The organism is Aquipuribacter aurantiacus, assembly GCF_051216895.1.
Classification (GTDB): Bacteria; Actinomycetota; Actinomycetes; order Actinomycetales; family JBBAYJ01; genus Aquipuribacter.
Map to the genome: position 1 here is coordinate 1188 of NZ_JBPKAO010000009.1, position 15591 is coordinate 16778.

Genomic DNA, 15591 nt, shown 5'->3' on the forward strand with positions numbered 1-15591 from the left:
AGGGTCCGGGCCGCGTCGGGGCCGGACGCCGAGGCGTGGGTCTGCGCGGTGGCGGCGGGGTCAAGCCCGCGGGTGCCGGCTGGGTCCTGTCCGTGGGTGCCGGCGGGGGTGCCGGTGCGGGTGTCGGCGTGGAGGAGGTCGCGGGCGGTGGTGTCCAGGCGGGTGAACGCGGCGTGGAGGAGGTCGGCGCGGCCGGTGATGGACAGCAGGGCCATGCCGTCGGGCAGGTTCCGCAGGCTGCAGCCGCGGCGGGTGTCGGCCAGCGTGGTGCGGTCGGTCGCGCCGGCGGGGTCGACGCGCAGGACGAGGCGGGTGAGGCGGGCGGTGAGCTGGGCCGGGGTCAGCTGCCCGGCGGGGCGGGCGGGACGGCGGTCGCTCAGGGCGGGCACGCTGCCCGGGTGCAGGACCTCGGCCTCCACCAGCGCGGCCAACCCGCCCCTGGCCCTCGTGCCGTCCGTGCCGTCCGTGCCGTCCGTGCCGCCGAACTGCTCGGAGGGCTCGCTGGGGTCGGGGTCGCTGGGCTCGGGGCCCTCGAGCCCGTCCGGCTCAGCGTTGTCGTCGCCGTCCTGGGACGCAGGTAGGTGGCGGACGGCGTCGCAGATGCGGCGGGCGCGAATGAGGTCGACGTGTCCGGCCTGCAGGGCCTGGAACGTGACCGGTCGCCGCTCGACGAGCTCGACCGCGAGCTCGAGGCGGTCCCGGGCGATGACCGGGGACACCGTCAACGCCAACGACACCTCCTGCGCGGTGAACCGGTCGACCTNGGGCCCTCCGGGTGGCACCCCTCCGTCGCCGCGGGGTCCTCACTGCCGGGGTCTCCGCTGCCGGGGTCTCCGTTGCTGGGGTCCTCGTTGCTGGCGGGGGGTAGGTGGCGGACGGCGTCGCAGATGCGGCGGGCGCGGAGGAGGTCGACGTGTCCGGCCTGCAGGGCCTGGAACGTGACCGGTCGCCGCTCGACGAGCTCGACCGCGAGCTCGAGGCGGTCCCGGGCGATGACCGGGGACACCGTCAACGCCAACGACACCTCCTGCGCGGTGAACCGGTCGACCTTGTCCACGTCCACCGGCTTCGCCCGGGTCGTGCCGGGGGTCAGGCCCCGAGCCCGGTCGACCTCCCGGGCGACCGAGCGGGCCCGGGCCACGGCCTGCTGACGACGGATACCGGCCAGGGTGGCGATGGCCTGCAGCTCCACCGCATCCGCCGCCGCCCGCACGAACCCCGTCGAGGCCATCGCCGCCACCGCCGCCGCCGCCAGATCAGCAGCACCGGGGTCACCGGACTCGTCGGGCTCACCCGACTCTGGCGCGACATCAGCGGCGGAAGGCATACGACGATGATGGTCGGAACCCCGGACACAACTCGGGTGTCGAGCCGCCCCTGCCCCTGCTTCGCCGCGGACCCGACCGTCCCTACGGGTCGTCGATCAGGTCTTCGANNNGCACCGGGGTCACCGGACTCGTCGGGCTCACCCGACTCTGGCGCGACATCAGCGGCGGAAGGCATACGACGATGATGGTCGGAACCCCGGACACAACTCGGGTGTCGAGCCGCCCCTGCCCCTGCTTCGCCGCGGACCCGACCGTCCCTACGGGTCGTCGATCAGGTCTTCGATGCGCGAGGGCGGTCTGACGCGGAGCACGGCCACCCCGACCACGTCGTCGAGAAGGACCGCACCGTGGTGCCGGGAGTCGATCGAGCGCTCTCGGTGGTCTCCCAGGACGAACACGCTACGGGGCGGGACGACTACTGGCCCGAACCAGGTCCCGTCGACGGTCTTGGGGTCGACGTCCTCGGTGACGCGTACGCCGTCGATCAGGAGGACCCCGTCTGCCACGCCGACCTCCTGACCCCCGGTCGCGACCACCCGCTTGAGGACGACCGCGCCGTCGACGGGGGATCTGACCGCGACCACGTCGCGCCGGTCCGGGTCGGCGGTCCTCATGAGCAGGACGACCTGGCCGGCGAGCAGCGTCGGAGCCATGCTGTCGCCGGACACCATGACCGGGCTAAGGGCGACGAGCCGGACGACCACCACCACGAGGACCGCGCCCCCGAGCAGGAGTCGGGGGAGGCGTCGGCTGCAGCGACGTCGTCCCGGTGGGCTGGCCGGTCGGGCTGCTGGGGGGCTCACTCGGCTGCTCCTCGTTGGGCCCTTGCGTCGGCGTCGCCGTCGGCTCCCCGACCGGCACCTGCGTAGGTGCGCCCGTGGGTGCCTCGCCGGGCCCCTCGGACGGCTCGGCCGACGGATCCTCGCCCGGCCCGCCCGGGTGGCCGTACGTGTAGTCCTTGACGGGTGGTGCCGCGGTCCGTGGATCGGTCGTGTCGTCGTCCGCGTCGTAGGGGCCGACCGCGAACTGGGCCATCATGGCGTGGTCCTCGTGCGGCAGGTTGTGGCAGTGGATCATGTACTTGCCCTGGTGCGGGTAGAAGGCGGCAAGGACGGCCACGGTTTCGCTCTCCCCCACGTAGACGGTGTCCTTCGGGCCGCGTTCCCAGGGGAACGGCGGGGCCCCGTTCCGGGACAGCACCTGGAAGTCGACCAGGTGCATGTGCACCGGATGGAACCAGCCGCCCGAGCTGTTCTCGAAGATCCACCGCTCCACCGCCCCCAGGGCGGGGTTCGCCAGCACGTCCCGGTAGCCACCGGCCTCGACGACCTCCCACGACGTCTCGCCGATCTGCCACTCGTTCGTCCTGTCGTCCCGCTTCAGCCGGAACCGTCGGGTGCGGGTGGCCTGCGCGGCCGTCAGCCGCATCGGTGCGGAGTCCTGCAGCAGGTCGGGGATGTGATCCCACGTCGGGTCGGCCTGGTCCACGGGGTCGTCCACCACGTCGAACGCCATGACCTGGTCGGTGGGGTCGTAGTCCCGGTTGTTCTCGTTGCTGTCGTTGAGCAGCTTCACCCTGGTGCCCGGCGCGTAGCCGGAGAAGTCGACCAGGACCTCGACACGTTCGGCGCCGCCCTGCCGCCACGAGCTGAGGGGGACGCTCCGCGGCACGAGGCCGGCGTCGGTGCCGACGAGGTGCACCGGCTCGTCGGTGGACAGCCGGAACCGGAAGGACCGCGCCAACGTCGCGACGAGGATGCGCAGGCGATAGACCCGGCGCCTGACCTTCATCACCGGCCACGGGACCCCGTTGACCAGGATGACGTCGCCCCAGAGGCCCGAGCGCTGCCGGTCGTCGAACGCGAGCCCGCCGTTGCGGTCGAAGATCGCGTCCCCGATGAGCAGGGCGACGTCGAACTCGCCCTGCGGCAGGGTGACCCGCTCCCAGGGGTCGTGCAGGTGGTACTGCGCGTAGAGCCCGCCGTAGACGTTCTCTGCCGTGCGGTGCTGGGCATGGTCGTGGTACCAGATCGACCGGGCCGTGCAGTCGTTCTCGTACCAGTAGTGCTTGAAGTAGCCCGGGCCACTCAGGTCGGCCGCGTACCCGTCGTACTGCGGTCGGGACGGGTGCCCGTGGAGGTGGGTGGACAGCAGGAACTCGTGCCCGTGCTGCTCGTTGAACAGCGGCAGGTGGTTGCGGATCCGCAACCGGACCGGTGTGCCACGGTCCACGTGGATGGCAGGTCCGGGGACCAGGCCGTCGTAGCCGTACACGGGTGTCCGGATCCCGGTCACGATCTCGGCGGTGCCCTTGCGGGCCGTGATGTCGTAGTGGACGACGCCGTCGACGACGTCGACCGGGGTGGCCACGGGCTCGGGGACGAAGGCGCGACGGTACGGCCGCGGCATGAGGCGGTCAGGCAGCTGACTGGCGGACTTGGTGTCGGCCGGGGGGCCTGTGGGCAACAAGAAGGACGCCAGGCCGATGGAGCCGATGCCCCCGGCCGCGATCGCCTCGCGTCGGGTGAGCATGGGCCGAGAGCGGTCCGCCGTCGGGCCCGAGGCCGTGTGGTCGTCGTCACGCATGGCTCGATGCTGGTCGGGCTGCGTTGGGAAAACCTTGGTGTCAACACTCAACGTGACTGGTGAACGACATCAAAGCAGGACAAAGCCGTCGGTCATCACTCTCCGTAGTCTTGCGGCCTCCTCGGATTTGGGGGCGGCGATGCCCCACCGAGGGCTGGGGGGGGCCGGGCGTCGATGACCATGATCATCGATCATCGATCAGCAGGCGCGGCAGGCGGGCACCCCCGGGTGGCACCGTGACGGGACGGAGGAGCCGGATGAGCGACGAGGACGAGCGGGGAGCCGCCGACGAGGTGGCGGAGGGGCGCACCCGGGTCGACCTGGTGGGTGACGTCCGGGTCCGACGCGGCGCGGTGGTCCTCGGGTCCAGGCAGCTGGGCGGGACGAAGCCACGACTCGTCCTCGTCTCGCTGGTGCTGTCGGCCGGCCTCCCGGTGTCCAAGGAGCGGCTGGTGGAGCAGCTGTGGGGAGAGCACCCGCCGGAGGGAGCCGTCCCGGCCCTGGAGAGCCATGTGAGCGTGCTCCGGTCGCGGCTGGCCGCGTTGGGCGGCTCGCCGCGGCTGGTGGCGACGGTCCCGCACGGCTACATGGTCGACACCACCCGGCTCGACGTCGACGTCTGGCAGGCCGAGGCCGTGCTGGCGCTGCCGCCCACGCCCCGGGGCTCCGTCCCGACCGCCGCCGCCCGGGCGACCCTCCGCCGGGCCCTGGAGCGGGTGGACGGTCCGCTGCTGGCGGACGAGGCCGACCTGCCCTGGTTGGAGGCAGCCCGCGCCAGGCACGGTCGTCTGCTGGGCGAGCTGCGCAGCCGGGCCGCCCGCTACGAGCTGGAGGCAGGCAACGCCGAGGAGGGACTTCGGCTGGCGGCCCGGAGCCTCGAGCAGGACCCGCTGGACGAGCGGTCCTGGTGCACGCTGCTGGAGGGCCACATCGCGCTGGGGCAGCCGGTCGAGGCCGTCCGGGCCTTCACCCGTTGCAGGGACGTCCTCCGGCAGCACCTGGGGTGTGTACCCGGACCGCGGGTGCAGGTCGCCCTGCGGCGTGCCCTCGGGGCAACCGCCGACGACGGGTCGGCCGACCTCCTGGTCCTGCTGCTCCGGATGCAGGACGCAACGCTCGCCAAGACCGAGGACGAACGACGCCGGGTGTACAGCAGGGCCCGGTCGGCGTTGCTCGAGGCTGCCTCTGTGTGACCGCCGGGTGCCGCTGGGTCGTGGACGGCCCAGTGCCGGCACCCGGACGGCCCTGCGGCCCCGGCGGTGTGCCCAAAACGGTGGCGACGCCGTGCAGAGACGCGCATGCTGTGGGGTCGCGGGGACGAACGCACCACGACTGAGGCAGGGATTCGATGTCGACGGTCGCCCAGGAGGTCACGACCGTGCTGGTGGTCGACGACCACAGCACGTTCGCCGAGCTCCTCGGTGGTGCCCTGGACCGGGAGCCCGACCTGCGCTGCGTGGGTCATGCGACGTCGGCGGCGCAGGCGCTCGAGATGGCGGTGAGCCTGCGGCCGGATCTCGTCGTCATGGACGTCCGCCTGCCCGACGTGGACGGGTTCATCGCGACCGAGCGGGTCCTCGAAGCGGTACCCACGACCACGGTCGTCATCCTCACCGCGCACGCCTCCACCGAGCTGGTGCACCGCGCCGCCTCGTCCGGGGCCAGCGGCTTCCTCCCCAAGGACGGCGCGCTCTCGGTCGTCCTCGACACCCTCCGCAGCGCGCGGCGAGGCAGCATCATCGTGCCGCCCTCCCTGCTGACGACGGACCGCACCGCCGGCCACGCATCTGTCTCTCACCGCCCCAGCGCGGTGGAGCTCACCCCGCGCGAGCTGGAGGTGCTCCACCACATGGCCCAGGGGCACGACGTCGTGACCACGTCCCGGAGGCTGGGCATCGCCGAGAGCACCTGCCGCGGCCACGTCAAGACCATCCTGGTGAAGCTCGACGCGCACACGCAGCTGGAGGCGGTCGTCAAGGCGGTGCGCCGCGGCATCGTGTCCCTGGTCGAGGACTAGTGGCATCCGCCCCGTCGCACGACGACGTGCAGGACGACGAGCCCGGGGCCCGCGCAAGGTCACCCCAAGGTGGCGACGGCATGGTCGAGGACGTGGACTTGTCGGCGCTTCGCCCCCTCGACGGTGCTCCGGTCGGGCCCCTCCCGTCGGGGGACGGTCTGACAGCCGTCTGGCCGCGCCCCCTCCTGTCGGGGGTGTCGGGCGCCTGGCGTTCCTCGTCCGGGGTGGCGTCGGTCGTGAGGCGCTACCTGGCCGTGAGTGGTGTCGTCCTGCTCGCGGTCGGCGTCCCCACCGCCGTGGCCCTCTCCACCGTCGCCCACGAGCTGGCCACGGCCGCGGCCATCGAGCGGGCCGACCGGTTCGCCGACCGGGTCGTCGGGCCGATGCTGGCCCCGGAACCCACCGGGACGGCCGCCGAGGTCGGCGCCGGGGCGCTGGACCGTGTGGTGGCCGCACGACTGGCCGACGGCTCGATGGACGGCGTCCGGGTGTGGGACCACGACGGCCTGCTGCTGTACAGCGCGGGCGAGGCTCCGGGCGAGACCGCCGAGGTGGTCTCCCTCGACGTGGCGCACGAGGGTGACGCCGTGTTCGAGGGCACGGAGCAGGTGCGGGTCCTGACCGCTGCGGATGTCGGGCTCGTGGACCCGCTCGCTGTCGAGGTGCTCGTCCCCCGGGACGAGGTGCTGCGGGTCGAGCAGCGGTTGCGGTGGCCGTTCGTGCTCGCGGGGATGCTGGGACTGCTGGCGCTGACCACGGCCCAGCTGCCGCTGGCGATCTCGATGGCGAAGCGCGTCCAGGACGTGGAGCAGTCGAGGCGGATGCTCCTGGCCCAGGCCGTGGCCGCCTCGGAGCTGGAGCGCCGCAGGCTCGCCCAGCAGCTCCACGACGACGTCATCCAGGACCTGGCCGGGCTCGGCTACTCCCTCGACTCGATCGCCCGCCACCTCCCGCAGGCCCAGCGAGGGCCCGTCGTCGCGGCCCGGGAGCTGTTGCAGTCGGACGTGACGAAGCTGCGCGACATCCTGGCCGACGTCTACCCGAGCCAGGTGGCCCATGCGCAGCTCCTCGAGCGGCTGGACGCGTTGGCGGCGACGCTGCGCCAGGACGGGACGGACGTCGTCCTCGACGTCGACATCGCCGCGCCCCTGGACGTCGGACGGGCGACCCTGCTGCACCGCGTGGCCCGCGAGGCGCTCACGAACGTCGGCAAGCACGCAGACGCCGGTCGGGTCCGGGTGACGGTTCGGCACAGCGGGCGGGGGACCGAGCTGCGGGTACGGGACGACGGTCGTGGTTTCGAGACCGGGGACGGGGAGGCCTACGGACACGTGGGGCTGCGACTGGTGCACGACCTCGTGCAGGAGTTCGACGGGGCGTTGAGGGTGGTCAGCGAGCCCGACGCGGGCACGGTGGTCAGCCTGCGGCTCCCACCGCCTCGTTGACGTCCGCCGTCGTCGGGGGGTGTCGGTTCACCCGACGACGTCGGCGGCGGTCAGTGACCCGCTGAGCCGGACGACGAGGAGAAGCGCGGTCCCGATGCTCACCTTCGTGGTCCCGTCGGCGAGGGTCTGCACCACGAGAGACCCCGCGAGCGTCGTGAGGTCGCCGCCCTCGTCGACGAGCGCCGTGACGCCGATCACCTGCTGGTCCGCGTCGAAGGTCTCCAGCAGCACGGTCTCCCCCGGGCGGAGCTGGACCGCCGGCGCCGGTGGCGTGGCACCCGGGGCTCCGGGCTCCGGGGTCTCGGGCGGGGGCTGCGGCTGGCTCGGTGGAGGCGTCGGTTCCGGCGTCGTGCCCGGCGTCGGTGGCGCTGGCGTCGTCGGTGGCGGTCCGGGCGTGGGTGCCGGGGCGGGTGATGTGGGTCTTGGCGCGGGGTCGGGTGACGGCACGGGGGTGGGCCGCTGGGTGGGTGGCGGGGCCGGCGAGGGGACCCGTGGCGGTCCCGTCGGCGGCGTGGCCACAGCAGGGGGCGTGGGGCGCGATGGTCGGGGTGGTGCAGCGGTCGGTCGCGCCGGGCTCGAGGTCGTCCGGTCCGGCGAGGACGCCGCTCGGGCAGGTGGCGTCGGGGGGCCCGCCGACGGTGGTGCGGACGTGGGGGTCCGTGTCGGTTGCGGCGGGCGCCCCCGGACGGCCGCGACCGCGGTGCCGTCGGCGTAGGCGGCGGCCAACGACAGCACGCGGTCGACGTAGGCCCAGCTGTGGTTGTAGCGGTGGACGGCGGCCCGGGCCCCGGCGACCGTGCTCATGTCGCTGCCGCCGGAGCACAGGTAGTCACCCGCGGCGGCGGACGCGTCGTCGAGGTCATGGGGGTCGGCCCGGCCGTCGCCGTCGCCGTCGACCCCCGCGAAGGCCCAGGTGGACGGGATGAACTGCATCGGGCCCACCGCGCGGTCGTACGTGGTGTCGCCGTCCAGGGCGCCCCCGTCGCTGTCGCGGATCAGGGCGACCCCCGGGCGGCCGTCCAGCGGTATGCCGATGATGAGCGGCGTCGCCCGCCCGGCCTGGTCCAGCCGGGCGCCGCCGAACCGTCCGTGGTCGGATTCGACGGACGCGATGGCGGCGAGGAGGTGGGAGGTGAGGCCGCAACCGGGGTGACGGACACGGGAGCGCTGCGCGGCGGCCGCGTAGGCCTGCAGGGCCCGGGCCGGGACCCCGGACGGGGCCGCGCGCGCGGGGGTGGCCCCGGTCTCCGGCCCCGGTGCGTCAGGGACGACCCGGCCGATCCGGGTGACGCCGATCCCCCCGTCCGCCAGGCGGGGCCCGCCGGCCCCGGGGTCGGACAGCGCGGACAGCGCGGACAGCGCGGACAGCGCGTCAGGCGTGAGCGCGTCACCGGGGACGGCGTCGCCCCCGAGGCCGGGACCGTCGGCGGGATCGCTGACGGACGCGGGGGCGGCGTCCTCCCCGGGGAGGTCGGCCCCGACCTGCAGGTCGGTGCCGGCGATGAGCCTCCCGGTGCCCGCGTCCGGCCACGTCCCGGCGGCGCCGGGGTGCAGGAAGGACGCGGCGCCGACGAGCAGGGCGGCCGACAGCACCGTGGCGGGGGCAGGCCGAGGCCCAGGGCGCCGGCGGGTGCCGACGCCCTGGGCCTGTGGGTGGGGCATCGTCCTGCGTCCGGTCAGCGGCCGGAGCCGCTGAGCTGGACGGTCACCACGGGGTTCGTCGCGTTGGTGGTGACGGTCAGCGCGCGTGCCACCGCGCCGGCGGCCGTCGGCGCGAACGTGACGGCGACCTCGCAGCGTCCACGGGCGGGGATCACTCCGCCGCACGCACCGGCCGGGACGCTGAACGGTGCGCTGGTCGTGATGGAGCTGACCGCGATGGGTACCGTCCCCAGGTTGCGGAGCCGGACGTTCTGGGTCCGGACCGTGCCCAGCCGCCGTGTCCCGAAGTCGACCGCTCCCGGGGCGTTCAGAGCCGCGGCCACCGGTGCGGCCGTCCCCGTCCCCGTCAGGGCGACGAGGGTGGGGCTGCCTACGGCGTCGTGGGCGATCTCGAGCGTGCCCCGGTTCTCCCCGATCACCACCGGTGAGAACCGCACCGTGACCGTGCAGCTGCTGCCGGCCGCGACCACCGCGCACGAGCTGGTGGTCGAGAACGCCCCGGCATCACGGCCGGTGAAGGCGAGCCCGCTCACGTTCAGCGGCGCCGTGCCGGTGTTGCTGAGCACGACGTCCAGCGTGGAGCTCGCCGTGATGGCCAGCGTGGGGAAGGTGAGTGCGGCTGCGGACGCCTCCGCCACGGGGACGTCGCCCGCCGCCAGGGGTTGCGTGGCTGCCGACTGGACCTGCTCCGCCGTGCCGTGGCTGTCGGTGTAGCCCACCACCACGACGAAGGCGCTGCCGACGTCGGCCGCCGTGGGGGTGTGGGTGGAGGCGGTGGCCCCGGCGACCGGGTCGAAGTCGCCCGGGTCGGTCGGGTCGGCGGCCAACCACTGGAAGGTGTGGACCGCGTCCGCGGGGATCCCGTCGGCGTCCTCGATCCCGTCGGTGAGGGCGATCAGCTGGTCCCCCACCTCCGGCGCGTCCGGCGTGATGACGGGGCCACCGGTGGGGATGTCGTTGACGTTGGCGACGGGGAGCGTCTCCTCGGACACCAGCTGCTCGGGGTTGCCCTCGAGGTCGGCGAAAGAGAGCAGCACCCGCAGCGGTGCCCCCACGGTCAGGTCACCCGGGGCGAAGGTCTCGCCCGTCGCGACCGTGATCCAGTCCTCGCCGATCAGTGCCTGCCAGCTGAAGGTGAGCAGGTCGGGGACGCCGTCGGGGTCGACGAGGTCCTCCACCGTGGCCGTCAGCTCGGCGTCCTCGGTCGGGCTCACGTCGCTGATGACCACGGTGCCGGTCGCGGCGACGTTGGTGGGCAGGTCGGCGACGGGGAGCACGACGCTCGTGTCACCGACCCCGAACCGGAACTGCTCGACGCCCCAGACGTGGTCGGTGCCGTCGGTCTGCGCCCCACCGGTGTGCGAGATGGTGACGAGGGAGCGACCGCCGCTGGTGCCGATGGAGATGTCGTACTCCTCCGGCGCCCCGCTGTACTGGGCCTCGTCGATGCTCCCGTCGTCCTCGGTGACGATCTCCCGGACGATCCGGATGTCGGCCGGGGACAGCTCCCCGGAGAACACCCTGGCCTGCAGCTGCGACATGCTGCTGTAGCGGGTCGTCCCGGCGCCGCTGGAGCTGGGTGCCTCCAGCATCACGTTCAGCCAGCTGTCGCCGTCGATGACGTCGTCGCCGCCGCGGCCCTCGACGATGTCGCCGCCCGCGCCGCCGAGCAGGATGTTGCCGCCGGTGAACCACACCCCGTTCTCGTCCGGCGCCTGGTCGGGCAGCAGTGCCTGCAGCCCGTCGATGAGCGCCGGGTTGCGCAGCTCGTGGTTCTCGAAGGCCCGCTCGCCGGGCTGCTGGCCCGGGTCGGGGGTCTCGGAGTCACGGTCGTCCCCGCGGAGGGTGTCGTCGTGGTTCCAACCGGACAGGCCCTCGACGAGGTCGAACCGGTCACGGACGTTGTTGACGTCCGGCGGCAGGAGACCGGTCAGGCGCATGTCGTCGTTCGCGGGGAACTGGTGCCGCACGTTGGTCACCCAGTCGAAGCCCATCATCCCCTCGTTGCGGTTGGTGCCGGTCCCGGCAACCATGATGTCGTCGCCGCCCTCGGCGTCGTAGTCGTCGTTGCCGACGTTCGCGATGAGGACGTCGTCGCCCCCGTCCGGGTCGTTCTGGAACCCGTTGCGCTCGTCGCCCTGGAGCAGGTCCGTCCCGCCCCCGCCTTCGATCCAGTCGTCGCCCGCGTTGCCGGCGATGATGTCGTGGGCGTTGCCGCCCATGATGAAGTCGTCGCCGGTGTTGCCGAAGCTCTCGGTCTCGTCCGCACCGTGCATGACGAAGTCCTGGCCCGCCCCGGCGAGGATCAGGTCGAGACCGGGCCCGGCGTGGATGGCGTCGTTGCCGTTGCCACCCTTGAGGTTGTCGTCGCCGTTGAGGTCGGTGATGATGTCGTCGCCGTCGCCGCCGACGATGCTGTCGTTCCCGTCGCCGCCCTCGATGACGTCGTCGCCGCCCAGGCCGAGGATGTGGTCGTCACCCTCGTCGGACCACATCCGGTCGGCTGCGCCGGTGCCGATGAAGCGGATGTGCTCGCCCCCGGTGAACCGGAGGTTGCCGTCGGCGTCATCGGCGAGCTGGTCGCCGGTGCACGGTGCCATGGACGCGTTGTCGACGTAGCTGCCCTGACCGTCGCTCTGGAGCAGGCCGACCTCGATGGTGCAGTCGGGCGTGGCGAACACGTTGGCGGGGAGGTTCTCCGCCGTGGTGTTGCGCTCGATGATCCCGGCGAACGAGTTCGCCTCGAGCTGGCCGAGCAGGTTGGTGCCGATCAGGCGGGACAGGTAGTAGAACCGGTCACCGTTCTGCAGGTCCTCCATCTGCTGCTCGAACACGTAGTTGAAGGAGGACCCGAGCATCGCGCCGAACACGCGTGGGCGCTCGGCCAGGCCGCCGGCCCAGAAGTCGACGTCGTCGACCCCGGAGGTGGTGCGACCGTCGACCCGGGCGAACGTGCCGCTGCTGTTCATGAAGGCGACCCGGTCGCCCGGTGCACCGGCCCCGCCCTGCACGAGCAGGGCCGCAGCCGCGCGCCGGGTGTCGATGGTCATGGCGGAGGTGATGGTGGGGTGGGTGCCGTAGGCGGCGACGAAGTTGACCGCCGACTCCGGGTTGCGCAACGCAGAACGGAAGTCGTTCCAGCTCGAGTACGGCCGCACCGTCGAGTCACCGGACTCGGCGAAGAACGTGCGGCGCGCCTCGTTGAGGCCGGGGACCCCGGCGTCACGCGCACGGGTCATGTTGATCGCCGGCAGGTCCAGCGGCAGGCCGAGGAGGCTGTTGCGCAGGGTGGGGGTGACGAACTCGTCGATCTCGTTGCCCTGCAGCTCGACCGCGCCGCGCACCAGCGTGCCGGCAGCCTCCTCCGGCGACATGGCGCCGTTGTCGTCGTAGACGGTGGGGTCGAGGAAGGCCTCGAGCAGGCCCAGGCTCATGTCGGAGCCGTCCTCGCCGATCCGGGCGACGTCCTCGGTGAGCATCGAGTGCCCGAAGCGGTAGACCACGTGCGCGAACTCCGCGCTGATCGCCGGGTCGATGGAGGGGATGTACCCGCTCTCGTTGGCAGGGACCACGTCGATGTTGGGGGAGACCGTCCGGCCGAACTCCTCGAAGACCAGGTGCTGGTACTGCATCTCGGTGACCAGGCGGGCGGCCTGGAACAGGCGCTCGCCGTCCCACGCGCCGCCGTCCAGCTGCCACTGCGCCGTGAAGCCCGGGTCGGCCTCGGCCACGATCACGTCCTGCACCTGCTGCCACACCCGGTTGTGCTCGGAGTGGAACACGTGGTGCACCGACGTGAGGGCGATGTTCTCGTTGCCGCGTCCGTCGCCGGTGATGAAGTGCTCCTCGAGCATCTCGTCGTCGTAGGTGCTCGGGTCGCCGTCGTCCGTGGTGCCGGGGTCGTCGTCGGGCACCTGCGCGACGCCGTTCACGGCGCCGGGGACGGCGTGGTGGGCGATGTCGTCCAGGAACGCGTGACCGGTGCTGTACGCCTCGTCGACGGTGGCCGGGTCGGCCAGGTCGCCCCCGACGAGGTCCGTGGGTCCGCCGGGGGGCACGACGAGCTGAGGCAGCCCGTTGCCGCCCGGGACGAAACGGCCGTAGGGGTCGGTGAGCAGCAGCGGGACGCTGGACACGTCGGCGTCGACGAGCTCGATGCCCAGCACGTTCGCCGCCTGCGCCTTGACGTCGGCCCAGGACGCGAGACCGCCGTCGGGGCCCTCCAGCAACCGGCCCGTGGACACCGGGCCGTTCGGTCCCACCGCGTACTCGCGCAGGAACACCTGGTGGCTGGGGTGCGAGGTGTAGGTCTGGTTCTGGTCGACGAACGGGGTGGTGGTGTTCATGTGCTCCTGGACGTCGTCGACCGTGCCGACCACACCGTCGGGGCCCGGTTGGTTGGTCGCGCGGGTGACGACCATGAAGTTGCTGGTGCTGGTCGGGTCGTACAGCGGGTCGTCCGGGTCGAGCGGTACGACCACGGTGCCGTTCCCACCTTTGCTGACCAGGTCGAGGCCGTGGTCGAAGAACTGGCCGAAGAAGGTGAACCACGAGTTGAACGGGGCGGACAGCCCGAGGTCCGGTGCCGTCGCGGGGAACTCGACGATCGCGGGGGTCGCGGGGTCGTCGTCGTGGTCGACGAGCACCGGCTCACCGTTGAGGCGCGTGGAGGCGGCCACGGCGGCGGGGTTGTCCTCGGTCTGGTCGACGACCAGGTTGCTGATGCGCCGGGGCTCGGCGTCGTAGACGAACTGCCGGGCGACCTTCTGCGTGTAGGAGGTCGTGTCGCCGACGGCCTGTCCCGGACCGACCGCGGCCGACGGCGGGATGACGTCCGCGTCACGGAACTGGGGGGACAGCAGGCGCGGGAACACCTGGTCGGCCGCACCGAAGTCGCGGTACCGCTTGGCGTCTGCGGTCGCAGGCCCGGCGAAGAGGTTGTTGTCCTCGCCGGTCACGGTGCGCAACCCGAAGCCGAGCAGGGGGCTGCCGACCTGGTTCTCGCCGTCACCGAGCAGCTCACCGCCGGCGGCGTGCGCCTCCGCGATCTCGATCTGCCGCAGGATGAACTCGAGGTCGGAGCGGATGAGCTGGAAGCTCGGTCCCGTGTGGCCCGGCTCGTGGTCCGCGGTCGCGGGCGGAGAGATGGTGAGCAGGCCGAGGCCTGTGAGCACCACGGTGAGCAGCACGGCGGTCGCCGACCGGAAGCGCCTCGGCGCGACCCCGGACCGGCGGCGGACCGAGCCGCGGTCAGGACCGGTCCGGGTGGTCGTCCTGGGCCGCCCCCGCGGGGGTGTGGTCACTCGGCTGTGCCTCGGCTGCGCGTGTCTGCCCATGGTGTGCCCCGCTCTCGGCCAGTCGTCCCTGTGCGAGCCCTCCGACGGGGTGCCGGTGGGCGACGCCGACCGTCCCAGCGCGACCTTGCGGAAACCCTGGGCATCCCACCGGCGCGCTAGCGTCCGCTGGTGCCTCCTGAGCAGAGCCTGTCCGACACGGTCCCTTCGTCCGGGGCGTCCGCCGGGTCCCGTCCGCAGCGCGCCCGCCGCTCAGTCCTCGCCGTCCCCGGCTCCAGCACCCGGATGCTTGAGAAGTCCAAGGGGCTACCGGTGGACGCCGTGCTCCTGGACCTGGAGGACGCCGTCGCCGACGACGCCAAGGCGACCGCGCGCCAGAACGTGGTGGCCGCGCTGCGCGAGGGCGGTTGGCAGGCTGCGACTGTCACGGTCCGGGTCAACGGCTGGGCCAGCGCGCACACCGTGGTCGACGTGACCGCGGTCCTGCAGGGGGCCGGGGCCGCCGTGGACTGCCTGGTGCTGCCGAAGGCCTCCGACCCGGGTCACGTCCAGGCCCTGGACCTCGTCCTGACCCAGCTCGAGCGCGCCAACGGGTTGCCGGTCGGGCGCATCGGGCTCGAGGTCCAGGTCGAGGACGCCGCCGGGCTCCTCCACGCCCCGGCGCTGGCCTCGGCGAGCCCGCGGGTCGAGTCGCTCGTCCTCGGCCCCGCCGACCTGATGGCCGACCTCGGGATGCGGTCCTTGCAACCCGGGGAGCAGCCCGACGGCTACACCCCCGGGGACGCCCACCACCACACGCTGATGAGCATCCTCGTCGCGGCCCGGGCCCACGGGGTCCACGCGGTCGACGGGCCGTATTTGCAGGTCCGTGACGTCGACGGCTTCCGCCGGCAGGCCCGGCGCAGCGCGGCGCTGGGCTACGACGGCAAGTGGGTGCTCCACCCGGACCAGGTCGAGGCCTGCAACGAGGTGTTCAGCCCGTCCCCGGCCGCCTACGAGCGCGCCGAGGACGTGCTCGACGCCCTCGCGTGGTTCGCGTCGCCGGAGGGTGGCGGCCGGGGTGCGGCCATGCTGGGCGAGGAGATGGTGGACGCGGCCAGCGCGGCCATGGCCCGTCGGGTCGTCGCGGCCGGGCGGGCGGCGGGCCTGGGCCGGCCGCACCCGTGGCGGCCGCCGACGCCCGCGGGTGACGTCGCCGAAGGGTGAGCCACCGGGACTGATCGGGGCCACCGGCGCGTTACCCCGTCAGGGCCTCGCCG

9 protein-coding genes are annotated in these 15591 nt (G+C 73.1%); 4 read left to right on the forward strand and 5 right to left on the reverse strand.

The features are described from left to right. The 3 genes from ACR80Q_RS12705 to ACR80Q_RS12715 form a co-directional block, all read right to left on the reverse strand. Nucleotides 1-719, reverse strand: a 719-nt coding sequence (locus ACR80Q_RS12705) for a DUF222 domain-containing protein (RefSeq protein WP_435378143.1), incomplete at its 3' end; no start/stop codon positions are given. An 866-nt stretch (nt 720-1585) separates the two neighbouring features. Continuing rightward, on the reverse strand, nt 1586-1999 hold the full coding sequence (lepB, locus tag ACR80Q_RS12710) for a signal peptidase I (protein ID WP_435378144.1): 414 nt from the start codon (nt 1997-1999) through the stop codon (nt 1586-1588). Between the two features lie 7 nt (nt 2000-2006). Beyond that, complete coding sequence (locus ACR80Q_RS12715) at nt 2007-3914, reverse strand: multicopper oxidase domain-containing protein (RefSeq protein ID WP_435377995.1); 1908 nt, start codon at nt 3912-3914, stop codon at nt 2007-2009. A 257-nt stretch (nt 3915-4171) separates the two neighbouring features. On the opposite strand from ACR80Q_RS12715, the gene ACR80Q_RS12720 reads away from it, so the two are divergent. The 3 genes from ACR80Q_RS12720 to ACR80Q_RS12730 all read left to right on the forward strand — a co-directional run bounded on the left by ACR80Q_RS12720 (nt 4172) and on the right by ACR80Q_RS12730 (nt 7376). Further along, nucleotides 4172-5107 carry an AfsR/SARP family transcriptional regulator gene (locus tag ACR80Q_RS12720; protein WP_435377996.1) on the forward strand — a complete coding sequence of 312 codons (936 nt, stop codon included), beginning with the start codon at nt 4172-4174 and terminating at the stop codon, nt 5105-5107. 155 nt (nt 5108-5262) lie between these two features. Continuing rightward, the gene (locus ACR80Q_RS12725; RefSeq protein WP_435377997.1) at nt 5263-5931 is read left to right on the forward strand and encodes a response regulator; all 669 of its coding nucleotides are present in this window, start codon (nt 5263-5265) and stop codon (nt 5929-5931) included. Nucleotides 5932-6167: 236 nt separating this feature from the next. Beyond that, nucleotides 6168-7376, forward strand: coding sequence for a sensor histidine kinase (locus tag ACR80Q_RS12730; protein WP_435377998.1), 1209 nt, complete (start codon nt 6168-6170; stop codon nt 7374-7376). 27 nt (nt 7377-7403) lie between these two features. Here ACR80Q_RS12730 and ACR80Q_RS12735 read toward each other — a convergent pair whose 3' ends face one another. Both ACR80Q_RS12735 and ACR80Q_RS12740 read right to left on the reverse strand, forming a co-directional pair. Further along, nucleotides 7404-9038 (reverse strand): lytic transglycosylase domain-containing protein, encoded by a 1635-nt coding sequence (locus tag ACR80Q_RS12735; RefSeq protein ID WP_435377999.1) that lies wholly within the window; start codon nt 9036-9038, stop codon nt 7404-7406. A 14-nt stretch (nt 9039-9052) separates the two neighbouring features. After that, a complete protein-coding gene (locus tag ACR80Q_RS12740; RefSeq protein ID WP_435378001.1) occupies nt 9053-14215 on the reverse strand; it encodes a peroxidase family protein in 5163 nt (1720 codons plus the stop codon). 288 nt (nt 14216-14503) lie between these two features. Between ACR80Q_RS12740 and ACR80Q_RS12745 the strand changes: the two genes are divergently transcribed. Continuing rightward, complete coding sequence (locus ACR80Q_RS12745; protein WP_435378002.1) at nt 14504-15538, forward strand: HpcH/HpaI aldolase/citrate lyase family protein; 1035 nt, start codon at nt 14504-14506, stop codon at nt 15536-15538. The last annotated feature ends 53 nt before the right edge of the window (nt 15539-15591 follow it).